Annotated in this window: 8 protein-coding genes; 2 read left to right on the top strand and 6 right to left on the bottom strand. The window is 46.5% G+C overall.

Annotation, left to right across the window (positions count from 1 at the left end; all coding sequences use genetic code 11):
• The first annotated feature begins 424 nt into the window (after positions 1 to 424).
• Together AACT21_RS14090 and AACT21_RS14085 are read left to right on the top strand one after the other, a co-directional pair.
• A complete protein-coding gene (locus AACT21_RS14090; RefSeq protein ID WP_094164066.1) occupies positions 425 to 823 on the top strand; it encodes a thiol-disulfide oxidoreductase DCC family protein in 399 nt (132 codons plus the stop codon).
• A gap of 5 nt (positions 824 to 828) precedes the next feature.
• Positions 829 to 1,539, top strand: coding sequence for an SDR family NAD(P)-dependent oxidoreductase (locus tag AACT21_RS14085; protein ID WP_094164065.1), 711 nt, complete (start codon positions 829 to 831; stop codon positions 1,537 to 1,539).
• On the opposite strand, the gene menE is transcribed toward AACT21_RS14085, so the two are convergent.
• The 6 genes from menE to AACT21_RS14055 form a co-directional block, all read right to left on the bottom strand.
• Complete coding sequence (menE, locus tag AACT21_RS14080; RefSeq protein ID WP_094164064.1) at positions 1,486 to 2,982, bottom strand: o-succinylbenzoate--CoA ligase; 1,497 nt, start codon at positions 2,980 to 2,982, stop codon at positions 1,486 to 1,488. The two genes, AACT21_RS14085 and menE, sit on opposite strands and share 54 nt — an antisense overlap.
• Positions 2,973 to 3,971, bottom strand: coding sequence for an o-succinylbenzoate synthase (gene menC / locus AACT21_RS14075; protein WP_094164063.1), 999 nt, complete (start codon positions 3,969 to 3,971; stop codon positions 2,973 to 2,975). The genes menE and menC overlap by 10 nt, the downstream gene beginning before the upstream one ends.
• Positions 3,972 to 4,065: 94 nt before the next feature.
• Complete coding sequence (gene menB, locus AACT21_RS14070) at positions 4,066 to 4,932, bottom strand: 1,4-dihydroxy-2-naphthoyl-CoA synthase (protein WP_026027256.1); 867 nt, start codon at positions 4,930 to 4,932, stop codon at positions 4,066 to 4,068.
• A 45-nt stretch (positions 4,933 to 4,977) separates the two neighbouring features.
• Positions 4,978 to 5,766: a 2-succinyl-6-hydroxy-2,4-cyclohexadiene-1-carboxylate synthase gene (gene menH / locus AACT21_RS14065; RefSeq protein WP_094164062.1), complete on the bottom strand. Its 789-nt coding sequence runs from the start codon at positions 5,764 to 5,766 to the stop codon at positions 4,978 to 4,980.
• Positions 5,756 to 7,474: a 2-succinyl-5-enolpyruvyl-6-hydroxy-3-cyclohexene-1-carboxylic-acid synthase gene (gene menD / locus AACT21_RS14060; RefSeq protein WP_094164060.1), complete on the bottom strand. Its 1,719-nt coding sequence runs from the start codon at positions 7,472 to 7,474 to the stop codon at positions 5,756 to 5,758. The genes menH and menD overlap by 11 nt, the downstream gene beginning before the upstream one ends.
• A complete protein-coding gene (locus AACT21_RS14055) occupies positions 7,471 to 8,778 on the bottom strand; it encodes an isochorismate synthase (RefSeq protein ID WP_017049093.1) in 1,308 nt (435 codons plus the stop codon). Before AACT21_RS14055 ends, menD begins: the two co-directional genes overlap by 4 nt.
• Between the last annotated feature and the right edge of the window lie 154 nt (positions 8,779 to 8,932).

Genomic DNA, 8,932 nt, shown 5'->3' with positions numbered 1-8,932 from the left:
CTACATTACGGATAGTTTTAACCTGCATTGTTTCTAATTTTTTTAATTCGCTCTGCGATAGATTGATTCTCGCAATCATCATATTTTTCAAAGAAGAGAAAGCTGTCGACATGATACACCTATTAATTAATTGACAAGTCAATCAACACCATTAACCACAGAGGGTTGAATATCACGAGATTTATTCTGAAATTTCCTGCCAATTTTTGCTCCACAAAAACACACACGTTGAGGTAAATATCGACATCTACATGATTGCATTGATGAAAAATACGTATCAACAGTGCTCATAGTGGCAATTTAATGACACTTAGGTCATTTGTAACTCAAGTAAATACTTCAGGATAAAGACCACTTTGATCTTATACTGAAGAGTGAACGTACAAATATGTTATTAACGGGCTGTTAGGTTGACGACATACATATGAGTACCCCATCTTTAGTGATTTTTTTCGATGCGCAGTGTCCTTTATGCTGCAATGAAATGCGTTCATTAAAAACCTTCGATCACCATGGTCGGGTTCAGCTTATCGACATAAATGACGGCGATGCTATGCGTAGCTTTCCTTCTATCGACAAAAGCAAGGCGTTATCGATACTGCATGGCTTAGATCAACAAAGCAATCTGCTTTATGGGCTGGATGTGACCGTTCTAGCTTGGCGTTTAGTCAACAAACATCGCTGGTTATTCATCACGCGCTTACCCATCCTAAAATGGATTAGCGACCAACTTTATCTTCTTTTTGCAAAACATCGCATGTTGATATCTCGCTGGTTTAGTCATGCTCAATGCCGTAATGGCGTTTGTAAAAACAGAGAGTGATAACAATGAAATACCTCATTATTGGCGCCTCAAGCATCATCGCCCAAGCTTTTATAAGGGAGCTCAAAGCACAGCTTTTAACACCAGAAATCGTTACCGTCTCAAGACAAAAATATCTCGCCCAATCCTCAAGAGAACATTTTCCAACCGACTACAGTATCGAATCAACGGCCTTGATTGCCAAAACATTGGCCGACATCGGGCATAAGTTTGATCAAATTGTGTTTTTTAATGGGCAACTACACAACGGCACCTATACACCGGAAAAGCGTATCTCAAGGTTTGACGAGTCTTACTTTCAATGGCTTTTACAATGTAACGTTTTGAGCCAAGTGCGTTGGTTTCAATATTTACCATCACTTATTGATCGTCAATCTTTTGCAAAAATTACGGTTTTTAGCGCGCGGATAGGTAGCTTAGAGGATAACCACAGTGGCGGCTGGTACAGCTATCGGATGAGTAAAGCGGCGCTAAATATGGCGACGAAAAGTTTTGCGATAGAGCTAGCTCGCACTCATCCCAACACACAAACTATTCTGTTTCATCCGGGAACCACCGACACCCCGCTTTCTAAACCATTTCAGCGTAATGTGGCTAGCGATAAGCTCTTTGAACCGGAGTTTGTGGCTAAGCAACTTTATCAACTACAGCAAAAGGAAATGTTAGATAAGCCCGTCTGTTTTGTGGATTGGCAGCACCAGACCATCAAATGGTGATCGCTCATCATTGAGTGGTCGATAACGCAGCTGATGTTCGGTGAGCCATGTTTTTAAGGTCTTGCGCGATATTTTAATACCCGTTTCGCTCAAGTGATTTGGTATTAAAAAATAATCGATGGGATATTTAAATCTTTCAAGCCTGCCATTGAGCCACTGCTCTAACGCCTCTTTTTTAGGCATAGTTTGGCATTGCAACAAAGCAACGCTGCGCGCGCCAAACTCATCATCATGAACAGGGATCACCATCGCTAAAGCGATGTCGGGGTGGTGAGATAATACCGCTTCAATCTCTTCACAATGAATGTTTTCGCCTCCAGAGATAAATTGGTTATCAACGCGGCCAATAATGAACAGCTCATCATTCTGCCAATGGCCAAGGTCTTGGCTGTCGAACCATCCTTGTTCATCAATAAGAGACGTGATTAAGCCTTGTTGGTAATAGCCACTGGATATGGTTTCACCGCCAATGAAAATGCGCTGACCTTGTAGCTTCACTTGCCGTTTAGGTAGCACGTGGCCAACACTCTGGCTTGCGTTAACACGTTTTGCTGTGACAGTGGAAGCCGCTTCCGTCATGCCATAACCCACCCAAGTTTCAATGCCATGCTTTGCCGCCTGCTGGGCGAGATGGTTTGGGATATGGCCTCCGCCAAGCAGCACGTGCGTTAATGCGAGCGGTGTTTTACTGTCTAATAAACGCTTCAGTTGAGTAGCAACCAATGAAGCATGCGTAACATGAATTATATCTTGGGTGAGATCGCCGCTGCCGACTTTTAAGCAAGCACCAGCTACTAGCCAGCGATAAATAATGGCTAACCCAGACACATGATACATCGGTAAACTCAGCAGCCACGTATCATGGCAACTAAATGAAAATACCTCAAGTAAACCACTGGCTGACGACCAATGCTGCTGAAAAGTATGAATAACGGCTTTAGGAACCCCAGTAGAGCCAGAAGTAAAGATGATTGAGGCAAACTGTGTCTCAGCCTTGTTTACCATAGCGCTCGTGGGCGGCGAAACATGTTCATGAGTAAAAAGCCGGATGTTAGCGTCAGCGAGCAATGAAGTTAGCTCATTCTCCTTGAGCTTAGCTCCTTCACCTAACCATAACCAATGTGGTTGATTCTCTCCGTATAAGGTACTGAGTTTCTGTTTCAGCAGCATCATGGGTTGTGGCATGGTGATGGCGCAGATCACGCCAAGTTTTAACGACGCAAGGTAGATTAACACTAACTCAAGGCTGTTCTTACCCACTAACGTCAGCACATCTTGGTTCTGCAAACCTTGTTGCTGCATTGCAAAAGCATAAGCGTCAATACGGTTCGCTAACTGCTGCCAAGTGTAGGTTTGATTCGCCGTACGCAATGCGATCGCGTGCGGCGTATACAAAGCATGTTGTTGCCACGGCTTTTGGCAAAAGGAAACGCCTACTCGCATTGAGATTGCCAAACCACCGTTTGCTGTGCGAGCGTTTGTATCGGCAATGCGCTGTTGGGCCATGCGCTTTCGAGTTGTGCTTTAAACAAACTAATCGTATCTAGCCCCGGAATTTCATTAGGCAGTTGCCACTGCGCAAAACGAGCTAATTGGCAAAGCCCTAAGCTCGATTCGATGCTAGAGCTAATAACGGCTTGAATGCCTAATGTTTTAGCTTTTTCAATCAAAGCAATACAGCGCTGTACCGACCCAATCAAGGTCGGTTTAATCACAATGGCTTTCGCTCCCGTCAGATCTTCTAGCTGAAAATCTGCACGGCGAACGGCTTGCTGTAAGGTTTCATCCCACGCAATCGCAATGCCCGTATTGATAGCAAAAGCCAAGCTGTCACTGGGAGATGGACACGGCTCTTCCAAAAACGCAATGCGTTGACGCAGCGAAGGAGAGACATATTGGGCAAATTTTTCAGCTTTAGCGGGTGTCCAAGCTTGGTTAGCATCAAGACGCAATTGCAAATCAGGCATGGATTCTAAAAACAGATTTACGATCATCCCATCGCGAATCGCTTCGTACAGCCCAACTTTAATCTTCGCAACTCTATGATCGCCCGGTAGCGCGTTCAGAAGCGGGATCAGTTCATCAGGGTCTCCCGAGCACAAAGGTGCTGCGTGATAGTGTCCGGCTTGAGGCAACCCACCATCCAGCTCTAACTCCGCCATCGACAAACCAAAGGCAACAGAAGGAAAAAGATCATCATAGGCAATAAGCTCGCCACTAACCCAAAGCTGAAGCTGAGCTATTAACTGCTGCTGTGCTTGCTCAAGTGACTCTAAACTGAAACCGGGTAATGGGGCAACTTCACCCAACGCTGAACCGTGATCATCTTGTAATTCAATAATCAGACCTTCACGTTCTACTAGCTTCTGATTGCGGAGAATAACGCCGCTATCCATCGGTAAACAGTAGCGATACAGTGTTGCGCTGCGCATAATTTCAACCTTTTGTTCGATATTCGACTTTGTTCATTGAGACCACTAGCCCAAATCATCACGGAAAATTGGATGACTTGAGCCGATTTTACGCTTAAGGATTACGAGGGAATTTATTGAAATCAGGGCGGCGTTTTTCATTGAAGGCATTGCGCCCTTCTTGCCCCTCTTCTGTCATATAGAACATCATGGTTGCGTTACCTGCCAGTTCTTGCAAACCTGCTTGGCCGTCACAATCTGCGTTGAGCGCTGCTTTCAAACAGCGCAGCGCCATAGGGCTATGCTGCAATACTTCACGACACCAGCGAACCGTCTCTTTTTCTAAATCAGCTACTGGCACAACCGTGTTGACCAGCCCCATGTCCAACGCTTCTTGAGCATCATAAAAACGGCAAAGGAACCAAATTTCACGCGCTTTTTTCTGCCCAACGATACGGGCCATGTAAGACGCCCCCCATCCACCATCGAATGAACCCACTTTGGGTCCTGTTTGACCAAACTGGGCATTTTCTGCCGCTATAGTTAAATCGCACATCATATGCAGCACATGGCCACCACCGACAGCCCAACCAGCCACCGCCGCAATTACAGGTTTAGGACAGGTACGAATTTGGCGTTGGAAATCGAGCACATTGAGATGATGCGTACCGGACTCATCACGATAGCCGCCGTAGTCGCCACGAATTTTTTGATCGCCACCAGAGCAAAATGCCGCTTCACCAAGACCAGTTAGAATGATCACGCCAACTTGCTCATCATAACGCGCATCGGCCAGCGCACTGATCATCTCTTTAACCGTTTGTGGGCGAAAGGCATTACGCACCTGAGGGCGGGCAATCGTAATTTTGGCAATGCCATCTTGCGATTTGTGATAGTGAATATCTTCATATTCGGCGCTGCAGTCACTCCAGATGACTGGTGCATACAATTCTTGTTCAGTAATACCGACTGTTTTAGCCATGGTGCTTTCCATTGTTCTATTAATTATTGTTTTTGAACCAACGCGTTAGCATTGGCTGATAAATTCTTGAATAAGATGAGCAAATACTTCGGGCTGCTCATGATGGACATTATGCCCTGCAGCCCGCACTTGGCGATATTCGAAACCGCTTTGCTGTGCCAGATGAACAAACTTGCTGTCCTTCTCCCCACAAATATAGACCATTGGCAATGCGACTTGCTCAAGTTGTGCGAGCAGATAAGGCTGCTTTGCCAATGAAGTCGAAAGTAGCATGTGAGCCACTGCCGCCCCAAGATTAGCACTGCGTTGAGTGACTAAAGTTTGTCTTTGCTCATGATTTAATGAAGAAAAAACGGGTTGACGATACCAATCGACCAAAACTCGCTCAATCTGCTCAGTTTGGAAACGATGTGCCCAATGGTGATCATTTTTCAATCGTTGCTCACGTTCAAAAGAACTCTGCAAGCCGAAGTTGCCACCCTCAACGATCAAACCTTGAATATTCAACGCCGAAAAACGCTGCATCGCCACGCCATACATTGCCAGCCTTCCACCAAGTGAATAGCCCACCAATACGATAGGTGTTTTTTCGCCAAGCTGCTTAAGCACGGTTGCAGAAATGTGAACGCAGCACTCATCAAAATCATCACATAAGAGAGACTGACTGCCGCCATGACCGGGAAGATCAATCCATAATTGCGAGTATGGCGAAAGGAAAACCGCCGTTTTCGACCAATCTCGCCCACTGCCTAGTAAACCATGTAGAAAAACCACCACAGGCTCAACCGACGTCGAACCTGTGGTGGTGCTGCAATAAAAACGACTACAAAGCATAGACTTGCTGGGTAAATTGTGTGATTTGCTCACCGGCTTGCCCAGACGGCGTGGTCACTTCAACCAATAAGGTGCCAGTACCCTGTTGTAAATGTTCACGGACCAAGCTTTGATAAGCAGATAAGGTTTGCGGACAAGCATAACCTAAACGAAACTGCCGTGCGGCGTGTTCAAATTGGTAGCCATGGGGCATTTGGTACAAGGCGGTTTTGTGCGTTTTGGGAACGGGTAATAGATCAAAAATAGCGCCACCATCATTATTCACCACCACCAGCACCAGAGGCGTGCTGACTTGGCTAAGCAGAGCTAGAGAATTCAGATCATACAGCAATGACGTGTCACCAATAAATACCAACATTGGATTATGATTGGCTCGCTGTACTCCTGCGGCGGTTGCCACTAAGCCATCAATGCCCGAAGCGCCTCGATTGGAGTAAACCGAACGTCCCTCAATTTGAGCAAACATATCGGCTAAACGGACGAACAAACTGTTGCCGATAAATAGGTCGGCCCCTTCGCTACGCTCGGCCATATCGAGCGCTAAACCAATCTCTGTAATGGAAGAGTCACCGTTCAAATGCAATTTAGCCAGTTGGGCAATCTCTTGCGCCACACTTTTTATCCGATCCGACCAACCCGCTTGCGCCGCACCTAAAGCCGTTAATTTACCAATATGCCGATCGACCCAGCACGCAATATCAGTGACAAACTGCTGTTGCATCAGATGGTTTTGATTATTACGTGCCATTTGGGGTGAAACGTAAATATACTGCACGTTACCCGTGTGGGCATGGCTAGCTAGCCATTGAGTAAGCCGTTTTGAGACCAGCCGTGAACCGAATTGGATCACCACCTCACTTTCACTAAGCAGCTCACGTGCTCGCACATTTTGTAACCATAAATCAAAATGCGCCCATTCGCTGCTCACGCCTGATTGTGGATCACATAAGACTGGCCAGCCAAGTTTGTTGGCAAAATGCTTGGCCTTCTTCGCTTCAGCTAATGTCAACGAACCAAGAATCACCAGCCCTTTTTTACTCAGCCATGCACCATCATCTAACGTTTTGGTTTCGGTTTGGTACTGGCGAGAGCTGAATGCTTGCTCACGCTGACGCCACGCTTCAATCACAGCCAAATAGTCCGCGTAGAGATCTACATCATGATGTTCGGCATAAAGTGGTTCGGGAAAGGGACAGTTAATATGTATTGCACCCCCCATGTGATCTTGGTTGGCCATGGCCTCATCCACTGTGGTTAACAACCAAGCCAATGGGATAGTCGTCGATGGACTGGGTAGATTCACCGCCTGCGTGACATGTGATGAGTAAATACCTACTTGATTGATTGCTTGATTCGCACCGCATCCCACGAGCTCAACGGGCCGGTCAGCCGTGAGTACAACGAGTTTTTCACCCGTGAGGTGTGACTCAGCAATCGCTGGCAGTAAATTAGCCGCCGCCGTGCCAGAAGTGACAATCACCGCAACTGGCTTTTGGCTCGCCTTAGCAAGACCTAAAGCAAGAAAGCCCAGCCCACGCTCATCAAAGTGAGTATGGATTGAGAGCTTGTGATTGGCGGCCGCCTCTAAGGTCAAAGGTGTCGAGCGTGAACCTGGTGCAATACAGATCTCTTGCACCCCAAGTCGAGTAAGCTCCTCAAGTAGCGTTTGGCTCCAAATTCGGTTCAGCACTGCTTGGTCATGCTTCATGACGCCACTCCTAGAGGAAAATGGTCGCTGATCAAACTCAATAAGGTTGCCATTTTTTTGTCTAACTCTTGCCATTCATGCTCAGCAACTGAACCTGGAACAATGCCCGCTCCGGCAAACAGTTGGACCTGATTGTCCACCAGCAAAGCGCTGCGAATCGCCACACAAAACTCCGCTTGTTGATGGCTAAAATAACCGACTGAGCCAGCATACCAACCACGTGCAAAAGGCTCATTAGCCTGAATAAAATCCATCGCCGCTTTACGCGGCAGGCCAGCCACGGCCGCGGTCGGTTGTAACGCGTTCAGCAGTTGTACACCATTCACACCCTTTTTCAGCTGCGCATGGATACCCCGTTTTAAATGTTGCACTTTGCGCAAACGCACTAAACGGACGTCCTGTTCCACATCAACCCTTTCAGAATGAGGCGTTAACCGTTCAATAATGTCATCCACTACATATTGATTTTCATTAAGATTTTTACTGTCTTGAGTAAGCCAATGAGATAACTCCATGTCTTGGCTCGCATTTTCTCCCCGACCTATAGTTCCCGCCAGCGCTTCGGTATACAAAGTCTGCCCTTGACGAGCGTACAAACGCTCAGGTGTCGACCCCATAAAGCTGTGTTTTTGATCAAATGCTAATAAAAAATGAAAACTGTGATGATTGTGCGCCGCACTTGCCTTAAGCAACTGCGCCGCGCTTAACGGCTTATCTAAACTGAGTGTCGTTTGCCGCGCGAGCACCACTTTCTTAAACGCTTGATGATCAATTCCCTCAAGCACTTGATTGACCAACTGCTGCCACTTCAGCTCATTAGGTTGATGGGTGACCTGTTTTATATGTGACGTCATACCACGTAACGGACTAACTTCAAGTTGCAGTTTATGCAGTGCGACCAAGGTTCGTTGGCGTTCAGCGGTAATATTCGCCGCCAATGACCATTGACCATCACAGCAAATCAGCTCAATTTGCGGTAAAAAGAAAAATGAGGATAAACAACGGCGATTTTTGTCCGTATGCCCATCAAAAGAACGTCCACCCCAAACTCGCTGCTCCTGACCAAGAATAGCGTAGGCAGGTTCAGCCTCAGAAAAAGTATACAGCTGACCTAATGCCACTACTTCTTCGCGCGTATCACGTGACTGCCAATAAAATTTAGGGAAAATGGGTTGCGCTTCAAGCCAATCAATTGGCGCGAAAGGGGGAGCTTCTTGCAGTATTTGTACAAAACGAACGTCATCATCCTTCGCGTCGTTTATTTGCTCGATTAACCGAGCAATAGCTTGATGAAAATGCGACAAATCGACCTCGAAAACATTGAGACACGGGCTCTACTGACGGCTACTCTATTTAGAGAGGGAAACGAAATCAAGGTTACGAGTTATCTTTTGCAGATTCCTGTGATAACGGGCATCCTCATCTGTACCCTAAAAGCGGACAGTGACAGATTTTTAT

Origin of the sequence: Vibrio sp. V08_P9A1T1 (genome assembly GCF_963874405.1) — a bacterium.
Lineage (GTDB): Bacteria > Pseudomonadota > Gammaproteobacteria > Enterobacterales > Vibrionaceae > Vibrio > Vibrio anguillarum.
The sequence above is the reverse complement of the archived record's forward strand: the minus strand, read 5'-3'. Positions and strand labels throughout refer to the sequence as shown.

Coding starts and splice junctions, on each gene's coding strand:
- AACT21_RS14090 (WP_094164066.1), top strand. CDS start 425: ATGAGTACCCCATCTTTAGTGATTTTTTTCGATGCGCAGTGTCCTTTA.
- AACT21_RS14085 (WP_094164065.1), top strand. CDS start 829: ATGAAATACCTCATTATTGGCGCCTCAAGCATCATCGCCCAAGCTTTT.
- menE (WP_094164064.1), bottom strand. CDS start 2,982: ATGCGAGTAGGCGTTTCCTTTTGCCAAAAGCCGTGGCAACAACATGCT.
- menC (WP_094164063.1), bottom strand. CDS start 3,971: ATGCGCAGCGCAACACTGTATCGCTACTGTTTACCGATGGATAGCGGC.
- menB (WP_026027256.1), bottom strand. CDS start 4,932: ATGGCTAAAACAGTCGGTATTACTGAACAAGAATTGTATGCACCAGTC.
- menH (WP_094164062.1), bottom strand. CDS start 5,766: ATGCTTTGTAGTCGTTTTTATTGCAGCACCACCACAGGTTCGACGTCG.
- menD (WP_094164060.1), bottom strand. CDS start 7,474: ATGAAGCATGACCAAGCAGTGCTGAACCGAATTTGGAGCCAAACGCTA.